This window comes from Enterobacter sp. CGMCC 5087, from assembly GCF_003144775.1.
In the GTDB taxonomy this organism is placed as follows: domain Bacteria; phylum Pseudomonadota; class Gammaproteobacteria; order Enterobacterales; family Enterobacteriaceae; genus Enterobacter; species Enterobacter cloacae_M.
This window is the reverse complement of the sequence record NZ_QFXN01000127.1, coordinates 1-22,143: the sequence shown is the minus strand read 5'-3', so window position 1 is coordinate 22,143 and position 22,143 is coordinate 1. Positions and strand designations below refer to the sequence as shown.

Annotated in this window: 19 protein-coding genes and 1 pseudogene; 13 read left to right on the top strand and 7 right to left on the bottom strand. The window is 55.8% G+C overall.

The features are described 5' to 3' along the window. The first annotated feature begins 9 nt into the window (after nt 1-9). Nucleotides 10-1,980 (top strand): catecholate siderophore receptor CirA, encoded by a 1,971-nt coding sequence (cirA, locus tag DEO48_RS12400; RefSeq protein ID WP_109845329.1) that lies wholly within the window; start codon nt 10-12, stop codon nt 1,978-1,980. Between the two features lie 111 nt (nt 1,981-2,091). On the opposite strand, the gene fghA is transcribed toward cirA, so the two are convergent. Next, on the bottom strand, nt 2,092-2,919 hold the full coding sequence (gene fghA / locus DEO48_RS12395) for an S-formylglutathione hydrolase (RefSeq protein ID WP_109845328.1): 828 nt from the start codon (nt 2,917-2,919) through the stop codon (nt 2,092-2,094). A 138-nt stretch (nt 2,920-3,057) separates the two neighbouring features. On the opposite strand from fghA, the gene DEO48_RS12390 reads away from it, so the two are divergent. The 7 genes from DEO48_RS12390 (at nt 3,058) to mglC (ending at nt 11,250) form a co-directional block, all read left to right on the top strand. After that, nucleotides 3,058-4,206 carry a YbfB/YjiJ family MFS transporter gene (locus DEO48_RS12390; RefSeq protein WP_109845327.1) on the top strand — a complete coding sequence of 383 codons (1,149 nt, stop codon included), beginning with the start codon at nt 3,058-3,060 and terminating at the stop codon, nt 4,204-4,206. Between the two features lie 102 nt (nt 4,207-4,308). Then, nucleotides 4,309-4,977, top strand: coding sequence for a GTP cyclohydrolase I FolE (folE, locus tag DEO48_RS12385; protein WP_023312471.1), 669 nt, complete (start codon nt 4,309-4,311; stop codon nt 4,975-4,977). Between the two features lie 19 nt (nt 4,978-4,996). Beyond that, nucleotides 4,997-6,154 (top strand): DUF418 domain-containing protein YeiB, encoded by a 1,158-nt coding sequence (yeiB, locus tag DEO48_RS12380; RefSeq protein ID WP_109845326.1) that lies wholly within the window; start codon nt 4,997-4,999, stop codon nt 6,152-6,154. Between the two features lie 155 nt (nt 6,155-6,309). Next, nucleotides 6,310-7,332 carry an HTH-type transcriptional regulator GalS gene (gene galS / locus DEO48_RS12375; RefSeq protein ID WP_109845325.1) on the top strand — a complete coding sequence of 341 codons (1,023 nt, stop codon included), beginning with the start codon at nt 6,310-6,312 and terminating at the stop codon, nt 7,330-7,332. Nucleotides 7,333-7,625: 293 nt separating this feature from the next. Continuing rightward, the gene (gene mglB, locus DEO48_RS12370; RefSeq protein ID WP_023312468.1) at nt 7,626-8,624 is read left to right on the top strand and encodes a galactose/glucose ABC transporter substrate-binding protein MglB; all 999 of its coding nucleotides are present in this window, start codon (nt 7,626-7,628) and stop codon (nt 8,622-8,624) included. Between the two features lie 79 nt (nt 8,625-8,703). Then, complete coding sequence (gene mglA, locus DEO48_RS12365) at nt 8,704-10,224, top strand: galactose/methyl galactoside ABC transporter ATP-binding protein MglA (protein ID WP_023312467.1); 1,521 nt, start codon at nt 8,704-8,706, stop codon at nt 10,222-10,224. A gap of 15 nt (nt 10,225-10,239) precedes the next feature. After that, entirely contained in the window at nt 10,240-11,250 is a 1,011-nt protein-coding gene (mglC, locus tag DEO48_RS12360; protein WP_008500921.1) for a galactose/methyl galactoside ABC transporter permease MglC, read from the top strand. A gap of 49 nt (nt 11,251-11,299) precedes the next feature. Here mglC and DEO48_RS12355 read toward each other — a convergent pair whose 3' ends face one another. The 6 genes from DEO48_RS12355 to DEO48_RS12330 form a co-directional block, all read right to left on the bottom strand. Continuing rightward, nucleotides 11,300-12,688, bottom strand: a complete 1,389-nt coding sequence (locus DEO48_RS12355) for a glutamine synthetase family protein (protein WP_109845335.1) — start codon at nt 12,686-12,688, stop codon at nt 11,300-11,302. A gap of 124 nt (nt 12,689-12,812) precedes the next feature. Next, nucleotides 12,813-13,529: an outer membrane permeability protein SanA gene (gene sanA, locus DEO48_RS12350; RefSeq protein WP_109845324.1), complete on the bottom strand. Its 717-nt coding sequence runs from the start codon at nt 13,527-13,529 to the stop codon at nt 12,813-12,815. Nucleotides 13,530-13,655: 126 nt separating this feature from the next. Then, complete coding sequence (gene cdd / locus DEO48_RS12345) at nt 13,656-14,540, bottom strand: cytidine deaminase (protein WP_045402857.1); 885 nt, start codon at nt 14,538-14,540, stop codon at nt 13,656-13,658. A gap of 129 nt (nt 14,541-14,669) precedes the next feature. After that, entirely contained in the window at nt 14,670-15,365 is a 696-nt protein-coding gene (locus tag DEO48_RS12340; RefSeq protein ID WP_029740398.1) for a CidB/LrgB family autolysis modulator, read from the bottom strand. Then, nucleotides 15,362-15,757, bottom strand: coding sequence for a CidA/LrgA family protein (locus tag DEO48_RS12335; protein ID WP_023312463.1), 396 nt, complete (start codon nt 15,755-15,757; stop codon nt 15,362-15,364). The genes DEO48_RS12340 and DEO48_RS12335 overlap by 4 nt, the downstream gene beginning before the upstream one ends. A 184-nt stretch (nt 15,758-15,941) precedes the next feature. Further along, nucleotides 15,942-16,652: a type 1 glutamine amidotransferase gene (locus DEO48_RS12330; protein WP_109845323.1), complete on the bottom strand. Its 711-nt coding sequence runs from the start codon at nt 16,650-16,652 to the stop codon at nt 15,942-15,944. Between the two features lie 59 nt (nt 16,653-16,711). Here DEO48_RS12330 and DEO48_RS12325 point away from each other — a divergent pair, with 59 nt between their 5' ends. From DEO48_RS12325 to DEO48_RS12305, 5 genes and pseudogenes are all read left to right on the top strand, one after another. After that, a complete protein-coding gene (locus tag DEO48_RS12325) occupies nt 16,712-17,509 on the top strand; it encodes a helix-turn-helix domain-containing protein (protein WP_109845322.1) in 798 nt (265 codons plus the stop codon). Between the two features lie 41 nt (nt 17,510-17,550). Next, nucleotides 17,551-18,483, top strand: a complete 933-nt coding sequence (gene dusC, locus DEO48_RS12320; protein WP_045888710.1) for a tRNA dihydrouridine(16) synthase DusC — start codon at nt 17,551-17,553, stop codon at nt 18,481-18,483. 301 nt (nt 18,484-18,784) lie between these two features. Continuing rightward, entirely contained in the window at nt 18,785-20,131 is a 1,347-nt protein-coding gene (locus DEO48_RS12315) for a carbohydrate porin (protein ID WP_109845321.1), read from the top strand. Nucleotides 20,132-20,286: 155 nt separating this feature from the next. Beyond that, nucleotides 20,287-21,120, top strand: coding sequence for a BglG family transcription antiterminator LicT (licT, locus tag DEO48_RS12310; protein WP_109845320.1), 834 nt, complete (start codon nt 20,287-20,289; stop codon nt 21,118-21,120). Between the two features lie 24 nt (nt 21,121-21,144). After that, nucleotides 21,145-22,143: pseudogene (locus tag DEO48_RS12305) on the top strand (PTS transporter subunit EIIC); the annotation flags it as partial.

Here is a 22,143-nt window from a genome sequence, read left to right as displayed (position 1 = left end):
AGATATGGAATGTTTAGGTTGAATCCCTTCGTCAGGGGAGGACTTTGTGCGTCCGCAATGTCCCTGGCCCTGCCTGTTATCGCAGCGGAATCCGGCGACACAATGGTTGTAACGGCCTCCGCGACCGAGCAAAACCTGAAAGACGCACCGGCAAGCATCAGCGTGATTACCCAGGAAGATTTGCAGCGCAAACCCGTTCAGAATCTGAAAGATGTGTTACGGGAGGTGCCGGGTGTTCAGCTCACGAGCGAAGGGGACAACCGTAAAGGGGTAAGTATTCGTGGACTGGACAGCAGCTATACGCTGATCCTGATCGACGGCAAGCGCGTTAACTCGCGTAACGCGGTATTCCGCCATAATGATTTCGACCTCAACTGGGTGCCGGTTGACGCCATCGAACGCATCGAAGTGGTGCGCGGACCGATGTCTTCTCTGTACGGTTCCGATGCGCTGGGCGGCGTGGTGAACATTATCACCAAAAAAATCGGCCAGAAATGGACGGGTACCCTGAGCGCCGATTCCACGATTCAGGAGCACCGCGACCGTGGAGACACTTACAATGGTCAGTTCTATACCAGCGGTCCGCTGGTGGACGGCCTGCTGGGGCTGAAAGCCTACGGTAGCCTCGCGAAGCGTGAGAAAGACGGTCAGCAGAAATCCTCCACCACGGCGAGCGGTGAAACGCCGCGCATTGAAGGCTTCACCAGCCGCGATGCGAATGTGGAGTTCGCCTGGACGCCGTCTGAAAATCACGACTTTACGGCGGGCTACGGTTTCGACCGTCAGGATCGCGACTCGGATTCCCTCGATAAAAACCGCCTTGAGCGTCAGAACTACTCTCTCAGCCACAACGGCCGTTGGGGCGTCGGCAACAGCGAGCTGAAGGTTTACGGCGAAAAGGTGGATAACAAAAACCCCGGCAACAGCAATCCGATCACCTCCGAAAGCAACGCGGTGGACGGAAAATACGTGCTGCCGCTGGGTGAAATCAACCAGCTGCTGACCTTCGGCGGGGAATGGCGTCATGATAAGCTGAAAGATCCGGTCAACCTGACGGGCGGTTCCAGCAGCAGTACCTCGACAAGCCAGTATGCCCTGTTCCTTGAAGATGAGTGGCGTATCTTTGAACCTCTGGCGCTGACCACCGGCATCCGTATGGACGACCATGATACCTACGGCGATCACTGGAGCCCGCGTGCCTATCTGGTCTATAACGCGACCGATACCGTAACGGTGAAAGGGGGCTGGGCCACCGCGTTTAAAGCGCCGTCGCTGCTGCAGCTTAGCCCGGACTGGGTCACCGGCTCGTGTCGCGGTGCCTGTGAGATTGTCGGTAACCCGGATCTGAAACCTGAAACCAGCGAGAGCTTCGAATTCGGTCTGTACTACAGCGGGGAAGAAGGCTGGTTAGAGGGCGTGCAGGCCAGCGTCACCACCTTCCAGAATAACGTGGATGACCGCATCAGCATCAGCCGTACGGCCAATGCAAAACAGGCCCAGGGCTACCCTAACTACGTTGGACTGAATGCGGACGGCGAACCAATTTTCCGCTACTACAACGTAAACAAGGCACGCATCCGCGGGGTGGAAACCGAGCTGAAATTCCCGCTGGCGGACGACTGGAAACTGACCCTTAACTACACCTATAACGACGGTCGTGATATCAGCAACGGCGGCAACAAGCCGTTGTCGGATCTGCCGTTCCACACCGCCAACGGTACCGTTGACTGGAAGGCAACGCAGGACTGGTCGTTCTACGTTCAGGGCAACTACACCGGTGAGAAACGCGCGCTGACCAGCAGTGCACCAACGCCGGGTGGCTATGTCATCTGGAATACCGGCGCCGCGTGGCAGGCGACGAAAAGCGTGAAGCTGCGTGCGGGCGTGCAGAACCTGCTGGATAAAGATCTGAGCCGTGACGATTACAGCTATACGGAAGATGGCCGTCGCTACTTTGTCGGTGTGGATTACAAGTTCTGATGCGGCCAGGGTAAAAGCAAAACGGCAACGTAAGTTGCCGTTTTTAGTGTTTGTTCCCTCTCCCTGTGGGAGAGGGTCAGGGTGAGGGCATCATAGCGCGCGCACTCGCACTTACCGAAACAAATGCTCCGCATGGAAGCGGAGATGATCCTCAATAAAGGACGCGATGAAGTAATAGCTGTGGTCATACCCCGGCTGGATGCGCAGCGTCAGCGGCCAGTCCTTCTGGCGTGCCGCTTCTGCCAGCACCGCAGGCTGTAGCTGCCCGGCGAGGAACTGATCCGCATCGCCCTGATCGATAAGCATCGGGAGCGCATTTGCCGAGCTGCTGGCCAGCATCAGCGCACAGCTGTCCCATTCCTGCCATTTTGCTTCATCTTCACCCAGATAGTTCGTGAAGGCTTTCTGCCCCCACGGCACCTGCGTTGGGTTAACAATTGGCGAAAATGCCGACACGCTGACGTATTTTCCCGGATTTTTTAGCGCCATGATCAGCGCCCCGTGACCCCCCATAGAATGTCCGCTGATGGCGCAGCGGTCGCTTACCGCAAACCCGGACTGAATCAGCGCGGGCAGCTCGTCGCGAATGTAGTCATACATGCGGTAATGGTGCGCCCAGGGCTGCTCGGTCGCATTGAGATAAAACCCGGCGCCTTTACCCAGGTCGTATCCTGCATCGTCGGCTACAACATCGCCACGCGGGCTGGTATCAGGCATCACCAGCGCAATACCCAGCTCGGCGGCAACACGCTGCGCGCCCGCTTTGGTGGTGAAGTTTTCGTCGTTGCAGGTCAGGCCTGAAAGCCAGAACAGAACCGGCGGATTTTCCGTCGGCGGCAGGAAAATGCTGAACGTCATCGCACAGTTCAGGACGGTGGAGTCATGCCGCCAGCGCTGCTGTCGACCTTCAAAACAACGGTGCTCTTCGAGCAGTTCCATGCAGGGCTCCTTAATGAGAATGCGTATTCATAAAAACTATAATACAGCCTTTTCATTGACCTGTGAGTAACTTTCACTTTCGCCAGACGGCGAGATGCTGCATCATAAATTTACTTTTCTTTAACAATTGGAGCGGTCATGGCGCTGCGTATTGCGCTCAGTGGGTTTGTCGTTCTGGTGGTGGCGATGGGGATAGGGCGCTTTGCCTTTACGCCTCAGGTACCGCTCATGATTGCTGCCGGACAGCTTACGCTGACCAGCGCGGGTCTGGTGGCGGCGATGAACTATCTGGGCTATCTGGTGGGCGCATGGGATGCAATGCGCGCGCACCGCTTTGTGGAAACGCGCCTCTGGCTTGGCATCACCGGCGCGGTTGCGCTGACGCTGCTCTCCGCGGCGGCGGATAACGCCGTTGTGCACGGCCTGCTGCGCTTCGTGATTGGCTGCATGAGCGGCTGGTCGATGGTACTCATTGCCGCCTGGACCAACGAGCGGCTGGGGCAGCTGGGTAAACCGGGCCTGAGCGCCGCCGTGTTTGCCGGACCGGGAGCGGGCATTGCCCTGAGCGGGCTTCTCGCCGTCTATATCCAGGCGAAATCCCTTTCGGCCGGGGCGGCATGGCAAATCTACGGCGTGCTGGCGCTGGTGCTGATTGCGCTGGTGGCGCGCTACCTGCCGCGATCCGGGCAGCTCCATCGCCCCGGCACCGCGCCGGAGCCGCTGGTGCTGACGGCGGATTTAAAGCGCCTGGTCTGGAGCTACAGCCTGGCCGGGTTTGGCTATATCCTCCCGGCGACATTCCTGTCACAAATGGCGGCGGTGCGTTTTCCCGGCAGCCTGTTTGCCCAGTTTGTCTGGCCGATTTTTGGTATCGCCGCCGTGGCGGGCATTGCGCTCAGTATTCTTTTACGCCACACCTCAACGGCGAACCGCAGGCTGGCTATCGTACTGTGGTTACAGGGGGCTGGCGTGCTGGCGGCCTGGCTGCTGCCGGGGATTGGCGGTTTGCTGACGGGCGGGCTGCTGGTGGGCGGCGGTTTTCTGTGTGCCGTGCAGCTCTCTCTTTTATACGGCCGCGAGCTGGCGCCAAACCATACGCGTTATATGGCAGGCCTGCTCACCACCGGGTATGCGATTGGTCAATTGATTGGCCCGATGACCTCGGCGTTATCAACCTGGCTTACCCACCGGCTGGAGCCCGCGCTGGGTCTGGCGGGCGTTGCGCTGTTCGTCGGCGGAGCGCTGGTCTGGAATCGTCACGCTGAAAGGCAACAGCAATTGCAATAATTATCGTCGTGAATACTGGATTATGTGCGCCGCCTCACGCACAATGAGCGCATACTTTTGCCACAACGAGGGCAAAAGACGCCACACCTGCAGGAGAACAAAATGTCATCACTCAGTAAAGAAGCTGCCCTGGTCCACGAAGCCCTGGTTGCGCGCGGTCTTGAAACGCCACTGCGTCCGCCCGTACAGGATTTGGACAATGAAACCCGCAAGCGTCTGATTGCCGGTCATATGACCGAGATCATGGAGCTGCTGAATCTCGATCTGAGTGACGACAGTCTGATGGAGACGCCGCACCGCATCGCGAAAATGTACGTCGACGAAATTTTCTCCGGGCTGGATTACGCCAACTTCCCGAAAATCACCGTCATTGAAAACAAGATGAAAGTGGACGAGATGGTGACGGTACGCGATATCACGCTGACCAGCACCTGCGAACATCACTTCGTGACCATCGACGGTAAAGCGACCGTGGCGTATATCCCAAAAGATACGGTGATTGGCCTGTCGAAGATCAACCGCATCGTGCAGTTCTTTGCCCAGCGTCCGCAGGTGCAGGAGCGTCTGACGCAGCAGATCCTGACCGCGCTGCAAACGCTGCTGGGCACCAATAACGTGGCCGTTTCTATCGATGCGGTTCACTACTGCGTGAAGGCGCGCGGCGTGCGTGATGCGACCAGTGCAACGACCACGACGTCGCTGGGCGGCCTGTTTAAATCTAGCCAGAATACCCGCCAGGAGTTCCTGCGCGCCGTACGTCACCACAACTAAGTCTTACAGGGCAGGAACCATGGAGCGAAACGTCACGCTCGATTTTGTTCGCGGCGTCGCCATTCTCGGTATCCTGCTGCTCAATATCAGCGCCTTCGGCCTGCCGAAGGCGGCTTATCTCAATCCTGCCTGGTATGGCGACATCACGCGCAGCGATGCCTGGACCTGGGCTGTCCTCGATCTCTTCGCACAGGTTAAATTCCTCACGCTGTTTGCCCTCCTGTTTGGTGCAGGTCTGCAACTCCTCCTCAAACGCGGTACGCGCTGGATCCAGTCGCGCCTGACGCTGCTGGTTCTCCTCGGCTTTATCCACGGCCTGTTCTTCTGGGACGGCGATATTCTTCTCGCGTATGGGTTAGTCGGGCTCATCTGCTGGCGTCTGATTCGCGATGCGCACAGCGTAAAAAGCCTGTTTAACACCGGCGTGATGCTCTATGTCATGGGGCTTGGGGTCCTGCTGCTGCTGGGGACGATCTCCGGCGAGGCGACGAACCGTTCCTGGATCCCGGATGCCGCTAACCTGCAGTACGAACAGTACTGGAAGCTGAAGGGCGGTACGGAAGCGATAAGCAACCGCGCGGATATGCTGGGGGATAACCTCCTTGCGCTGGGCGCGCAATACGGCTGGCAGCTGGCGGGGATGATGCTGATGGGCGCGTCACTGATGCGCACCGGCTGGCTGAAAGGGGAGTTCAGCCTGCGTCACTATCGGCGAACGGGTATCGGGCTGGTGCTGATCGGCGTGCTGATTAACCTCCCGGCGATAATCACGCAGTGGCACATCCACTGGGATTACCGCTGGTGCGCGTTCCTGCTCCAGGTGCCGCGCGAACTGAGCGCGCCGTTCCAGACCATCGGCTACGCGGCGCTGATCTATGGCTTCTGGCCAACGCTTTCCCGCCTGTGGATCGTCAGCGCTATCGCCTGCGTAGGCCGCATGGCGTTGAGCAATTACCTCCTGCAAACGCTTCTCTGCACCACGCTTTTCTATCGATTTGGCCTGTTTATGAAATTCGACCGCCTCACGCTGCTGGCGTTTGTTATTCCGGTCTGGGTGATTAACCTGGCGTTTTCTGTTCTCTGGCTACGTTTTTTCCGCCAGGGACCGCTGGAGTGGGTGTGGCGTAAGTTAACCGCACATGCTTCAGGGGTATCATTGAGGAACACATCCAGATAACGATCTGGATCACAATCATTAACAAAACGGATGTAAGCGTTTTCATGAGTGTGAGCTTCTTCACGTAGTCCCCTTTCTCTCGCTGCCAAAATAGCCACCTTGCTAAACACAGGGGGTGTCTGTGAGTTGCTGCAATCCTTTGAAGGATGGTGAATATGATCACCATTCGTGACGTCGCCCGTCAGGCGGGCGTTTCTGTGGCTACCGTCTCACGCGTGCTGAACAATAGCGCGCTGGTCAGCCCTGAAACCCGTGAAACCGTAATGAAAGCCGTGACCCAGCTCGGGTACCGGCCAAATGCCAATGCCCAAGCGCTTGCGACGCAGGTCAGCGACACCATCGGCGTGGTGGTAATGGATGTATCGGATGCCTTTTTCGGCGCGCTGGTCAAAGCGGTCGACGTGGTCGCCCAGCAGCATCAGAAATATGTCCTGATCGGCAATAGCTATCATGAGGCGGAAAAGGAGCGACATGCCATTGAAGTGCTGATCCGCCAGCGCTGTAACGCCTTGATTGTCCACTCAAAAGCTTTGAGCGATGAAGAGCTAACCGGCTTTATGGATCAGATCCCGGGCATGGTGCTGATCAACCGCATCGTCCCCGGCTATGCCCACCGCTGCGTCGGGCTGGATAACGTCAGCGGCGCCATGATGGCGACGAAAATGCTCATCAACAACGGGCATCAGCGGATCGGTTATCTGGCCTCCAGCCATCATATTGAAGATGACGACCTGCGGCGCGAGGGGTGGCAAAACGCCCTGAAAGAGCACGGCATTACGCCGTCAGAAAGCTGGACGGGCACCGGTACGCCGGACATGCAGGGCGGCGAGGCGGCAATGGTGGAGCTGCTGGGCCGCAACCTGCAGCTTACTGCGGTGTTTGCCTATAACGACAGCATGGCGGCAGGCGCCCTGGCGGCTCTGAAAGATAACGGCATTGCGGTGCCACAGCATTTATCACTCATTGGTTTTGATGATATTCCGATTGCCCGTTACACCGACCCGCAGCTGACAACGGTGCGTTACCCCATTGCTTCTATGGCGAAACTGGCGACTGAGCTGGCGTTACAGGGGGCGGCAGGGCTGCTGGATCCGGGCGCAACACACTGTTTCATGCCGACTTTAGTGCGTCGGCACTCCGTCGCGGCCCGGCAAATTGTGGTTCCGATCACTAACTGATTACATCAGGTGATGTAACCGTTTTCAATCTGTGAGTAAATTCACAGTATCTTAACAAGGCGCTGACTATGATGTCAGCGTTTTAGGGGCTGAAACGCTATGTAACGGTGATTATTCACTTTCACTATAGCCAATGTGCCGCAAACAACGAATAAAACGCATTTCTGGAGCGTTACCGAACACGGAAGATAGAAATTTTATAAGTGAACTTCGGCTGTCAGTAACGTTTTATTAACACCTGCCCGCCGATCGTTATTCACAAGAACTACCCTGCATAAAAAACCGGAGATACCATGAATAAGAAGGTGTTGACCCTGTCTGCCGTAATGGCAAGCATGCTTTTTGGTGCAGCAGCGCACGCTGCGGATACCCGTATTGGTGTGACCATCTATAAATACGACGACAACTTCATGTCTGTTGTACGTAAAGCGATTGAGAAAGATGCGAAAGCAGCGCCAGATGTTCAACTGCTGATGAACGACTCCCAGAACGACCAGTCCAAACAGAACGACCAGATCGACGTTCTGCTGGCAAAAGGCGTGAAAGCCCTGGCCATCAACCTGGTTGACCCGGCTGCAGCAGGCACGGTTATTGAAAAAGCGCGCGGCCAGAACGTGCCAATCGTCTTCTTCAACAAAGAACCTTCCCGTAAAGCGCTGGATAGCTACGACAAAGCGTATTACGTCGGTACCGACTCCAAAGAGTCCGGTATTATTCAGGGCGATCTGATCGCCAAACACTGGGCGGCGAATCCGAACTGGGACCTTAACAAAGACGGTCAGATTCAGTTCGTGCTGCTGAAAGGCGAACCCGGCCACCCGGATGCTGAAGCCCGTACCACTTACGTTATCAAAGAGCTGAACGACAAGGGTCTGAAAACCCAGCAGCTGGCGTTAGATACCGCGATGTGGGATACCGCTCAGGCGAAAGATAAGATGGACGCGTGGCTGTCCGGCCCTAACGCGAACAAAATCGAAGTGGTTATCGCGAACAACGATGCGATGGCAATGGGTGCGGTAGAAGCGCTGAAAGCACACAACAAATCCTCCATTCCTGTGTTCGGCGTAGATGCACTGCCTGAAGCGCTGGCGCTGGTTAAATCCGGTGCGATGGCCGGTACCGTGCTGAACGATGCCAACAACCAGGCGAAAGCGACCTTCGATCTGGCGAAAAACCTGGCCGATGGCAAAGGCGCGGCAGATGGCACCAGCTGGAAAATTGAAAACAAAATCGTTCGCGTACCTTACGTGGGCGTAGACCAGTCCAACCTGGCTGAGTTTATCGGTAAATAAGTTAGCGGTACTGTCTCCACTGGGCGCAATTCGTTGCGCCCTTTTATAACGCGATATGCGAGGCCAACAAGGTATAATTATGGTCAGCACAAATACTCAGTCATCCGGTGAATACCTGTTGGAAATGAGCGGTATCAACAAGTCATTTCCCGGCGTTAAGGCACTCGATAATGTTAATTTAAAAGTTCGTCCTCACTCTATTCATGCCCTGATGGGGGAGAACGGTGCGGGTAAATCAACATTATTAAAATGTCTTTTTGGGATCTATCAAAAAGATTCTGGCAGCATTCTTTTTCAGGGGAAAGAGATCGATTTCCATTCAGCGAAAGAAGCACTGGAAAACGGTATCTCGATGGTTCACCAGGAATTAAACCTGGTGCTGCAGCGTTCAGTCATGGATAACATGTGGTTGGGACGTTATCCAACCAAGGGTGTCTTTGTCGATCAGGACAAAATGTATCGCGACACCAAAGCGATTTTTGATGAGCTGGATATTGATATCGATCCGCGCGCCCGCGTGGGAACATTATCCGTCTCCCAGATGCAGATGATCGAAATCGCCAAAGCGTTCTCCTATGATGCGAAAATCGTCATTATGGACGAACCGACATCGTCATTAACGGAAAAAGAGGTTAATCACCTTTTTACCATTATTCGTAAGCTAAAAGATCGCGGCTGCGGCATTGTGTATATCTCCCACAAAATGGAAGAGATCTTCCAGCTGTGCGATGAGATTACCATTCTGCGCGACGGTCAGTGGATTGCCACGCAGCCGCTGGAAGGGCTGGACATGGACAAGATCATCGCCATGATGGTCGGACGTTCCCTGAACCAGCGCTTCCCGGACAAAGAAAACAAGCCGGGCGAAGTGATCCTGGAAGTGCGTAATCTGACCTCGTTACGCCAGCCGTCTATTCGCGATGTCTCCTTCGACCTGCATAAGGGTGAAATCCTGGGGATTGCCGGTCTGGTGGGAGCTAAGCGTACCGACATTGTGGAAACCCTGTTCGGTATCCGTGAGAAAGCCGAAGGCACTATTACGCTGCACGGTAAGAAAATTAACAACCACAACGCCAACGAAGCCATTAATAATGGTTTTGCGCTGGTGACGGAAGAGCGTCGTTCGACCGGTATTTATGCCTATCTGGATATTAACTTTAACTCGTTAATTTCAAACATTCGCAATTACAAAAACAAAGTCGGGCTGCTGGATAACTCCCGCATGAAGAGCGATACCCAATGGGTTATTGACTCCATGCGCGTGAAAACGCCAGGACACCGCACCCAAATTGGTTCGCTGTCAGGCGGTAACCAGCAGAAAGTCATTATTGGCCGCTGGTTATTAACCCAGCCAGAAATTCTGATGCTGGATGAACCGACCCGCGGTATTGACGTCGGCGCGAAGTTTGAAATTTATCAGCTGATTGCCGAGCTGGCGAAAAAGAATAAAGGGATCATTATTATTTCTTCCGAAATGCCGGAATTGTTAGGGATCACGGATCGTATTCTGGTTATGAGCAATGGTCTCGTTGCCGGTATTGTTGACACCAAAACGACAACGCAAAACGAAATTTTGCGTCTTGCGTCTTTGCACCTTTAAGATCAGGGGCTCCTCATGAGTGCGTTAAATAAAAAAAGTTTTCTCACTTACCTGAAAGAAGGCGGTATTTACGTTGTTCTTTTAGTACTGCTGGCTATCATCATTTTCCAGGACCCTACGTTCTTAAGCCTGCTGAACCTGAGTAACATTCTGACCCAGTCCTCCGTGCGTATTATCATTGCGCTGGGCGTGGCGGGCCTGATCGTAACCCAGGGGACGGACCTTTCTGCCGGTCGTCAGGTGGGTCTGGCGGCGGTTATCGCGGCAACCCTGCTGCAGTCGATGGAAAACGCCAACAAGGTCTTCCCGGAAATGGCCACCATGCCGATTTTCGTGGTGATCCTGATTGTCTGCGCCATCGGTGCGGTGATTGGTCTGATCAACGGTATTATCATCGCCTACCTGAACGTGACGCCGTTTATCACCACGCTGGGTACGATGATCATCGTTTACGGTATCAACTCCCTGTACTACGACTTTGTCGGTGCTTCCCCAATCTCGGGTTTTGACAGCGGCTTCTCGACCTTTACGCAAGGGTTCATCGCGCTGGGCAGCTTCCGCCTGTCGTATATCACCTTCTATGCGCTGATTGCGGTGGCCTTCGTCTGGATCCTGTGGAACAAAACGCGCTTTGGTAAAAACATCTTCGCAATCGGCGGTAACCCGGAAGCGGCGAAAGTGTCCGGCGTGAACGTTGCCCTGAACCTGCTCATCATTTATGCCCTGTCCGGCGTGTTCTACGCTTTCGGCGGTATGCTGGAAGCGGGCCGTATCGGTTCTGCAACCAACAACCTTGGCTTCATGTACGAGCTGGATGCGATTGCAGCCTGCGTGGTGGGCGGCGTCTCCTTTAGCGGCGGCGTGGGTACGGTACTGGGCGTGGTGACCGGTGTGATCATCTTCACCGTCATCAACTACGGCTTGACCTATATCGGCGTGAACCCGTACTGGCAGTACATCATCAAAGGCGCCATCATTATCTTCGCGGTTGCGCTGGATTCACTGAAGTACGCGCGTAAGAAATAATTGCTCCTCGCGTTATCCGGCCCGCTCACCGAGCGGGCTTTTTTATGCCTTATGCCAGCTGTGACTCCTCTCGGGTCACAATGCGCTCAAACCAGTCGAGTTCAGAGAGCTTGCAGGCGACCCACTGTTCGGAAAAGGCGTTGCCCAGGCTGTCGGTGAGGTACTGACAGCGGGCAAAGGTCTCAATCGCCTCCTGCTGAAACAGCGGTAGTTCGGGTTGATCGTGCTGCGGTTCGGGCAAATCCTCGTCGTCGGTGTTTTCCAGCCCGTACAGCATACCGGTCAGGATCGTGGCGGCGACCAGATAGGGATTGGCATCGGCCCCGGCCAGCCGGTACTCGATACGACGGTTGTGGTCATCCGAGCAGGGAATACGTAAAGCGGCGGAGCGGGTGTTATAGCCCCAGGAGTTAAATACGGGCTCCGTCAGGTTTTTACGCAGGCGACGAAACGCGTTAACGCCCGGCGCAAGGATGGCGACAGATGCAGGCATCAGCGCCAGCTGCCCCGCGATGCACAAACGCATCATGCTGTTAAGCGCGTTCACCGGGGAGGCAAAGACGTTTTCGCCGTGACGATTGTTCAGGCTGAAATGGAAGTGCAGGCCGCTGCCGGACAGCTGGCTGAAAGGTTTAGCCATAAAGTTTGCCTGCAGGCCGTGCTTTTCGGCAACGTATCGGGTCAGGCGACGAAGCGCCAGCACGTTATCGCAGACCTCAACGACGCGATGGCTGTGCTTCAGGTTTAATTCGTACTGACCCGACTCGGCTTCCGCCACGATCCCGGACAGCGGGATGCGCTGAAGGTGCGCCAGCTGATCCAGCTCGTCAAACAGTGCCGCATGGGCCGCCTTAGTATCCATGTGAAAACAGCCCTGATTTTGCGGATCCCGATCGCCCTGTCCCGTCAGGTAAAACTCGATTTCCGGGGCAATCACCGGGAAGAGGCCGTGCTGGTGGAAGCGGGCCAGCACGTTCTGCAGTATCACGCGCGGCTCAAGCGGGCAGGGGGTATCGTCACTGTCTTTCATCGTCAGCAGAATCTGCGCGTTGTGCTGCGGATCCTGCGGGCAGGCGCGCAGGGAGCCGGCGACAGGAACGCAGAGTCGGTCCGGTTCATCGTGATGCGGGGCGGCGATTTTTCCTTTCTGATCCATCGAGTAGACCGAAAGGGGAAAATAACAGCCTTTTTCCAGGCTCAGCATGCTCTCCACCGACAGACGCTTGCCGCGAATCGTGCCGTTGATATCGTTCAGGTAAACGTCTACATGTTTCGTCTGCGGGTAACGTTCCAGATAATCTGCCACTTCCACTGAAATGTTGTGCTGCACGGCATCAATTTTTTCATCAAGCCAGAGACCGGAATTGAGTGCGCCAGGAAGTGATAAACCGGGAAAGTTAAAATACGGACGGAGACTTTTGAGGAAAAACGCATTCATTATTGAGTTCATAGTCATTCTTCAATGAAGCCGTAGCGGCAGTGAACTCAGCTTAAAAGAGCCGACGTAAAGGAGGGATAAAAAGCGTCAGGCCCAGCGTAAAGAAAGTATAAAGTCAGTCCTGTTATTTATCCTTTTTCTGCATATCCAGCAGCTGTTCGGGCGTGACGGCCGGGTAACCCTGCGCGTCTTCCGGCACTTCGTGCATCGCCGGAATCGGCACCAGCGGGCCTAAAAAGCGCGGTTCGCGTTTGAAGATATACAGATCGGCCAAGGCGCCAAAACGCGCGCCGAACTCGCGGACGCGCACGCTAAGCATATCTTTTGGCGACGGCACCGCATAACACTGCGCCTGAATGCCCATATGCAGCGCGATAAACAGCGCGCGCTCGCAGTGGAAGCGCTGGGTAATGATGATGAAGTCGTTGGTATCGAAGACTTTACGCGTGCGCACGATGGAGTCCAGGGTGCGGAATCCGGCGTAGTCGAGCACGATATCGGCAGGGTCCACGCCCGCGGCAATCAGGTCCTTACGCATCGTCACCGGTTCATTGTAGCTTTGCAGGGCGTTATCCCCGCTCAGCAGCAGGTAGTTCACCTTGCCGCTGTTGTAGGCGTTCAGCGCACCCTGAATGCGGTAACGGTAATACTGGTTAATCACGCCGGTGCGGTAATACTTGGCGGTGCCGAGCACCACGCCAACCTGACGATAGGGCAGGTCCTGCAGGTCATCAAAGATGTAGGGGGCGGTTTTCCAGCTCATCCAGCGGTCGAGACCCAGCACGATCAACAGCAGTATGCCGACCAGGACAGACAGGCTGTAAAAAACGCGCTTTAACATGGAGATGGCTCGTTCGTGGATGAAATTTAACTCAGGCTACTTTACCCGCCTGGTTAGCGCAAGAAACAGCGACTCAACTGAGGGGTTTTTCAGCAAACTGGCGGGCATTTCTGCCCGCCGGAAGGATTACGCAAGCAGTACGCGGTCAATCGTCGTGCAGCCCAGCGCTTTAAGCGTCGCGGCCGTCGCATCCCACTGAATCAGCGGCGCATCGGCAATTTCTGCCAGAATAGCGCGCTGAATGTCCTGATAGTCATAGCCGTTCAGGCTCAGCAGGTTAAGCGCGCCCTGCAGCGGAGGCAGGGTTGGGTTAAACGCGGCGTTTTCCGCGTAGCTGCCGCTAAAGATCCGGCCATCGCGGCACTGCAGCGCCACGCCGCTCGGGGACTTGCTGTACGGCGTGTGGCTTTTGTTCGCCGCGCGAATGGCAGCCTGGCTCAGGTCATCGCCGGACAGGGCGTAACCGTGGTCCTGCTCGTCCATCAGCAGCGTTTTGATCTCCAGATCTTTTGGGCCAAACGCATCAGGTAGATAATCCCCCAGCGTGTGCGGCGCACGGCCTGGCAGGTTGATGCGCAGCTGCAGCCCGCTGTTCAGCTCGTTCATAAACTGACGGCAGTGGCCGCAGGGGGTGTAGTTAACGGTAATGGCGCTCAGGGCTTTTTCACCCCGCAGCCAGGCGTGGCTGATGGCGCTCTGCTCGGCGTGAACCGTTTGCTGCATGGTCGCGCCCAGGAACTCCATATTGCCGCCGAAGTACCAGGTTCCGCTGACGCCGCGCGCAATGGCCCCGACGTTAAAGTGGGAGAGATCGGCCCGCGCGCAGGCGGCAGCCAGGGGAAGCAGTGCGAAAGCCAGCGCGTCTTCGTCCAGTCCCGTTGCCTGTTTCAGCATCGTGACCTGCTCCGCGTTCAGCAGGGCGGGGAAGTGTGCATCTGCCAGAACGGGAGCCAGGGCTGACTGCAAATTCTCTGCAAGCTGGGCGAAAGCAGCTTGAAAACGTGGGTGCATGGCGTATGCCTCATAAAGGTTAATGGATCGGTAGTTTACGGAGCCGTCAGGGCTTTATATGTGATCCACTTCTCATTATGTATGCAACTTATGAAATCAAAATGAAATTTGCGCGACGCATCGCAAATTTTAGCCCATCACTGCCAGAATCAGCGGGAAAATGAACGGGGCCAGCAGGGAGGTGATAATCCCGCAGATCACCAGCGCCAGGGAGCTAAACGCCCCTTCCTGATAATCCAGCTCCGCACAGCGGGCGGTGCCCAGGGCGTGGGAAGCTGTTCCCATCGACAGTCCCCGTGCAGCTTTAGTGTGAATACGCATCCCGTTCAGCAGGGTGTGACCAAACACCGCCCCGAGAATACCGACGAAAATGACGCACATCGCGCTGATGGCAGGGATCCCGCCAAGGCTACCCCCAACCGCCATCGCGATAGGCGTGGTTACCGATTTAGGCAGGATAGAGGCGGCGATCTGCGGGGAGGCCCCCATCAACAGCGCTACCGACGTGCCGGTGATCATCGCCACCAGGCTGCCCACAAAACAGATGGTAATGATGGATTTCCAGCGGGCGCGAATCTGGTGCAGCTGCTCATATAAAGGAAAGGCGAGCGCCACAACAGCAGGCTGCAGCAGGTCGTTTAAAATTTTGCTGCCGGCAAAGTAGCGTTCGTAGGGAATGCCGGTGAGCAGCAGGAACGGAATAATCACCACCATTGCCACCAGCAGCGGGTTCAGCAACGGCATTTTGAAACGTGCGGCAAGCTTGCGCGCGGCGAAGAACACCGCCAGGGTTAACGGCAGCGACCACCAGATATTGGCCATCATTTTTTTGTTTTCTCCCCGACCACGTTACGTTCGCCATGCACCAGATGCGAACTCCAGCTCACAACCAGGAAAACCACCAGCGTACTGACCGCGCAGGAGACCACAATCGGGCCGAACTGGGCCTTGAGCAAATCAAAATACTGCATGACCCCGACGCCGATAGGCACGAAAAGCAGCGCCATATAGCGAATAAGGACGAAGCAGCCGGGATTGACCCATTTTGCGGGCAGGATTTGCAGCGCCAGCAAAACAAAGAGGATCAGCATACCGATAATGCTGCCGGGAATGACGATCGGCAGCAGCGACGCGATGAAAATCCCGGCATACAGGCAGGCGTAAATCAGGACGAATGCGCGCAGATATTGCCAGATAATGTTCAATGATTTGCTCATGGTGATAGTCCTTGCTGAAACGCATTCATCATACAATTAAACCCAAAAATGTGCCACGGATCACATCATGAAATTTGAGCATACCAGACATTCCAGAATGGAACGTCTGGTATCACCGCACAGGGGCAGGCTAAAGTTTAGAGGAAAGGGCGTGCGGTGGCGAAGTGACGAGCCAGAGAATGCATCAGCGCGAGGCGGTCAGTTTATCGAGAAAAGAAAACAGCACCTGATTCATTTCGCGATAATCATGCGAGCGTAGTTTCTCCGCCGTTTCGACAAAACGAAATTCAGCCGCGCGGCGGAGATCGTTCTGCGAATGTTCAATCAGCAGCTCAACCACCTCCGGCGTCAGTTCCATATGACACTGAAATCCGTAAACCCGTTCGCCATATTGCACGATCTGACGGGGGCAGCCCTCGCTGTAAGCCAGCACTTTAGCCTGCGGCGTCAACCCTGGCATGTCGTTATGCCAGTGACCGACGTTCAGCTCGTGGCCGAAATCCTCAAACAGCGGGTTCGCTTTGCCTGCCTCTGTGAGCCTGACGGGAAATTTGCCGATCTCTTTTTCCGGGCTATGGCAAAACGCGGCGCCCAGCGCTTCACCGATAAGCTGCGAGCCCAGACAAACGCCAATCACCGTTTTACCTGCCTCAATTGCGCGGCCTATGAGTGCCTTTTCCGCCTGCGCATCAAACCAGGGGCACTCCTCAAGCGTGGTGGCAGGTGACTGCGGGCCTCCCATGATGATAAGCAAGTCTGTGCTCAGCAGATCCTCGGGTAACGGATCGCCCTGATAAACTCTGGTGTAGCTCATACTACAGCCGCGATTTTTCGCCCAGATTTCATATGCGCCTGGCGCTTCGAAATGTTCATGAATGATAAAATGAATGTGCATTGCGTCTCTCTCCGGTTACGTGTACAAGCAGCATCATAAGAGGAAGGGAGGAATGTGAAATGCCAACCGTTATCGATAAAACGCCAATTCACGACGATGCCATCGGATGGTCCCGAGGGGCAATTCGCTATACGCGCGGCGAAGTGGATCCCCCTCACCGGCATCCACAGGGGCAGCTTTTGTTTGCCATCAAAGGGGTGATGCTGGTCGAAACCGGCAATAAGCGTTGGGTCATACCGCCGCAGCGCGCGCTGTGGATCCCTCCCTTTCAGGAACACACCTACAGCGTGTTATCCGCAACGGAGCTCCGCGCGGTCTGGTTTAGCCCCACGCTGATATCGCAATGCGGATCTTTTAAACGGAAAGAAGAGGTTCACGTGATTATGGCGACAGCGTTGTTCAAAGAGCTGATTGCCGGGCTGTTCAGTGAGCAATACCGGCCAGCAAGCCAGCGCAGCATGGCCGTTTTGCTGCTCGAAATCCTCAGCGAGGCGCAGCAGATTTCGGCGGAATTACCGATGCCCGTGGATGAGCGGTTACATCGCGTTGCCTGTGACATCATTGCCAGCAATCTCTGGGACGTTTCGATGGACAGGCTGGCGGAACGGGCCGCGATGTCTGAACGCACATTCTCACGCGCGTTTATCAAAGATACCGGCTTTAGCTTCCGGGCCTGGCGTCAGCGAGCAAGGATTTGTGCCTCGCTGGACCTGCTCGCCAACGGATACCCGGTTAAGCAGGTGGCCTGGATGCTGGGGTTTTCCGGGCAGGCGGCATTTGCGGCGGCGTTTCGCGCCATTGTCGGGGCAACCCCGGCTGACTTTCTCCCTGAACAGAAGCGCTTCCCAGCGATATAGAGAGCGGCTACTATAGCGCGTCTTTTTTCACAGGTACTGCTATGCGTGTTTTACTGGCCCCAATGGAAGGCGTGCTCGACTCCCTCGTGCGCGAGCTTCTGACCGAGGTGAACGATTACGATCTCTGCGTGACGGAGTTTCTGCGCGTGGTCGATATGCTGTTGCCGGTAAAATCCTTCTTCCGCCTGTGCCCCGAGCTGCACAACCAGAGCCGGACCTCTTCCGGCACGCTGGTGCGTATTCAGCTGCTCGGTCAGTACCCCGAATGGCTGGCGGAAAACGCCGCCCGCGCGGTTGAGCTGGGCTCTTACGGGGTGGACCTCAACTGCGGCTGTCCGTCGAAGCTGGTCAACGGCAGCGGCGGCGGGGCGACGTTGCTGAAAGATCCTGAGCTGATTTACCGCGGCGCGAAGGCCATGCGTGAGGCCGTGCCTTCGCATTTGCCGGTGACGGTGAAGGTGCGCCTGGGGTGGGACAGCGACGCGCGGCAGTTTGAAATCGCCGATGCGGTGCAGCAGGCCGGGGCCACCGAGCTGGTGGTGCATGGCCGCACCAAAGAAGATGGCTACAAGGCCGAGCGCATTAACTGGCAGGCGATCGGTGAGATCCGCAAGCGCCTCACCATTCCGGTCATCGCTAACGGTGAAATCTGGGATTACGAGAGCGCGCAGGCCTGTCTGAAGGCCACCGGCTGCGATGCGGTAATGATCGGTCGCGGCGCCCTGAATGTGCCGAACCTCAGCCGGGTGGTGAAATATAACGAGCCGCGAATGCCGTGGGCAGACGTCGTTACGCTGCTGCAAAAATACAGCCGACTGGAAAAGCAGGGCGACACCGGTTTGTATCACGTCGCGCGAATTAAACAGTGGCTGAGTTATTTACGCAAAGAGTACGATGAAGCGCTGGGATTATTTCAGGAGATTCGGACATTACAGACTTCGTCTGATATTGCCCGGGTGATTCAGTCAAAATAATAAGCGTTAAATTGCTCACACTTTTCTAAACCAGAAAACAGTTCTGGTTTTCAACGTGGCGCGACGGTGTTAAGGTGCCACTGTTTTCAACGCAGGATTGTTACTGGTTAACAGGCAAAACCTAAGCGTTTCACAGCATTTTCGCTGTGGAGCGCTTAGGTTTTTTTTTGCCTGTCGTTTATGCAGGAGAGACATTTGGCTTAGCGCTTTTTAATGATTTTAAAAAATGAATTATCGACAGGAAATAGAGAAATTTCCTGCGGCCGGTTACGCACAAAATACTCAATCACAGGTTGTTATCATGGCATATAAAAATAAACTCTATGCGTTCGCCTTATTGACGATATCCCCGCTGTCGGTGGCGCAGGACTGGAATGGAACGGTATTAGGCTTTGAAGCTCCGCCGGAGCCTGTTCTGGGCGAAATGCTCGGCATACGTAAAATCCTCAACGATAACGGTTTTACCTATAACCTCGGATATCTGAATGAAATTGGCTGGAACGGAGGTGGCGGATATAACCACGACTCCCACGTGGCCTATATTGACCAGTTTGCGCTGACCTTCAACCAGGATCTTGAGCGCTGGACCAGTATCCCGGACGCGCGTATCGAGGGGAACATCGTCAACCGCAACCACAATGACGACCTCACCACCAAACGCGTGCAGGACCCGCGCGTTAACTTTAACGATCTAACCCAGGAGAGTTGGGGCGGACAGTCCATTACCCGCCTGGGCTGGCTGACCTTTGCCCGCAGCTTTGACGACCGGCGTCTGACCTGGCGCATCGGGATGATGAACAAGGTGCAGACCTTCGATCAAATCATACCCTGTGATTTCCAGCTCCTGTCGCAGTGCGGCGGGAAGTCAGCCAACTCGCTGACGTGGAACAACTGGAACGTTCACACCTGGGGCACCACGCTTGCGTATAAATTAACGCCGACGCTGACGTTAAAAGGTGGCGTGATGGAGCAAAATCCCGAGGCCTCCAGCCGCAGCCACGCCTGGAGCTGGTCGACGAAGGGCAGCAAAGGGGTCTTACTGCCGGTTGAAATCGAAGCGCGCCCGCTGATTAACGGCCTGCCGGGCGCGTACAACCTGGGCGTGGTGTTTACCAACGCGCCGCAAACCGATCTCTATCGCGGCAAATCCGGCGGTGCGGGCGCGACGGACCCGAACGGCTTTGATACCCACACCCGGACCTGGTTCATGTACGCCGGGCTGAACCAGCAGCTTACGCAGCATCAGGATGACCCGAATCGCGGGTTGAGCACATCTTTCAGCATGAGCCTTGCGGATCAGAGCACTAACTACATGCACCAGGTTTACGCCGCCTCGCTGCGCTACCGCGGGCTGTTTGACGCCCGTCCGGAAGACTGGATTGGCTTCGGGCTAACCTGGATTGATATGAGCAGCCAGTACGCCCGCAACCAGCGCTATATGAACAGCCTGAGCGGCGTGTCGGACTATAACGATCCGGCGTATCACCCGGTGCCAGGCCACTCCCTGAACGGTGAGTTTTATTATCGCTTCCGTCCGGTGTCGTGGCTGGAGCTGCAGCCGGGCATTCAGTACTGGCACCATCCCGGCGGCGTATCCCGGACGCAGGATGCCTGGGTGACGGAGCTGAAAACTGTCGTGACGTTCTAGCAATGTCGATCCGCGTCACGTTTCTGACGCGTGATGCATTGAGGCTATGAATGAAACTGATAGAGTGCCAGAACTGGATTGTTACTGCTTAGGCAGGCAAAACCTGATTTTCTGGCATCTGCCGGAGGTCAGGTTTTTTTGTTTCTGGGGTTCAGATGAAAATCGCCAAGATACTCAATAATAACGTGGTGGTTGTTCAGGATGAGCGCGAGCGCGAACAGGTGGTGATGGGCCGTGGGCTGGCCTTTCAGAAGCGCGTCGGTGAAGCGCTGGATACCGCGTTGGTTGAAAAGGTGTTTGCGTTACAAAGCGATGAACTGGTGCGTCGACTCGGGGAGTTGCTGAGTCAAATTCCGCTGGAGGTAATGACCACCTGCGACCGCATCATCGGGCTGGCGGCGCAGCGGCTGGGCAAGCTGCAGGAGAGTTTGTATATCACCCTCACCGACCACTGCTACTTTGCGATTGAGCGGCAGAAGAACGGGCTGGCCATCAAAAACGTGCTGCTGTGGGATATTAAACGGCTGTATCCGAAGGAGTTCGAATTAGGGCAGGAGGCGCGGGCCATTATCGCCAGACGCCTGAACGTCGAGCTGGAGGAGGATGAGGCCGGGTTTATCGCGCTGCATCTGGTCACCGCGCAGCTGAACAGCGAAATGCCGGAAGTGATGCACGTAACGCGGGTGATGCAGGAGATCCTGCAGCTGGTCAAGTATCAGCTGCAGCTTGAGTACGATGAAGACTCGCTCAGCTATCAGCGTTTCGTCACCCACCTGAAGTTTTTTGCCCAGCGGATGCTGACCCGCACCGTGGTGGAAGATGACGACGTCTCGCTGCATATCGCGGTAAAAGACAACTACGCGAAAGCGTGGAAATGCGCCGAGAAAATCGCTCAGCACCTGAACAAAAGCTATCAGCGTGAGCTGACGACCGAAGAAATTATGTTCCTCGCCATTCATATCGAGCGGGTGAGAAAAGAGGGGCGTTAAGCCTCAAAACAGGATTGTTACTGCATCACGCAGGCAAAACCTGAGCGCGGCCTTCGTAAGAAGGACGTTCTCGGGTTTTTTTATTTTTTGTACTCAGTCAACAGGTGCCAGCAGGCATCGGATGTAAGGAAATCGAGATGGAATACCAGGCTTTAGCGAAGGATATTCTCGGCCACGTTGGCGGAAAAGAGAACATCGTCAGTCTTGTGCACTGCGCGACCCGGCTTCGCTTCAAACTAAAAGAGAACCAGCGGGCGGATGCGGAAGGGCTGAAGAAAAACCCGGGCGTGATCATGGTGGTGGAAAGCGGCGGCCAGTTTCAGGTAGTGATTGGCAACCACGTCCACGAGGTCTGGCAGGCGGTGCGCAATGAGGCAGGCCTTACCGATGACGCGCCCGTCGTGGAAGAGAAGGGAGAAAAAGGGAATCTGCTGGGCCGCCTGATTGATATCGTCTCCGGGATCTTCACCCCGTTTATCGGCATTCTCGCGGCCTCCGGTATTCTGAAAGGGCTGCTGGCGCTGGCGGTTGTCTGCGGCTGGCTCACCACCGAAAGCGGCACCTATAAAATCTGGTTCGCCGCCAGCGACGCGCTGTTCTTCTTCTTCCCGCTGGTGCTGGGCTATACCGCCGGGAAAAAATTCGGCGGCAACCCGTTTATTACCATGGTGATCGGCGGGGCGCTCACCCATCCGATGATGATTGCGGCGTTTAACGCCAGCCAGCAGCCGGGCGCGGTATCGGACGCCTTTTTGGGCATTCCTGTCACCTGGTTTAACTACAGCTCGTCGGTGATCCCGATTATTCTCGCCGCATGGGTCAGCTGCTGGCTGGAAAAGCAGAGTACCAGGCTGCTGCCATCCTCGATGAAAAACTTCTTCGCGCCGCTGATCTGTCTGGGCGTGACCGTGCCGCTGACTTTCCTCGTTATCGGGCCGCTGGCGACCTGGCTGAGCCAGATGCTGGCGAACGGCTATCAGAGCATTTACGTTCTGGCACCGTGGCTGGCGGGCGCGGCTATGG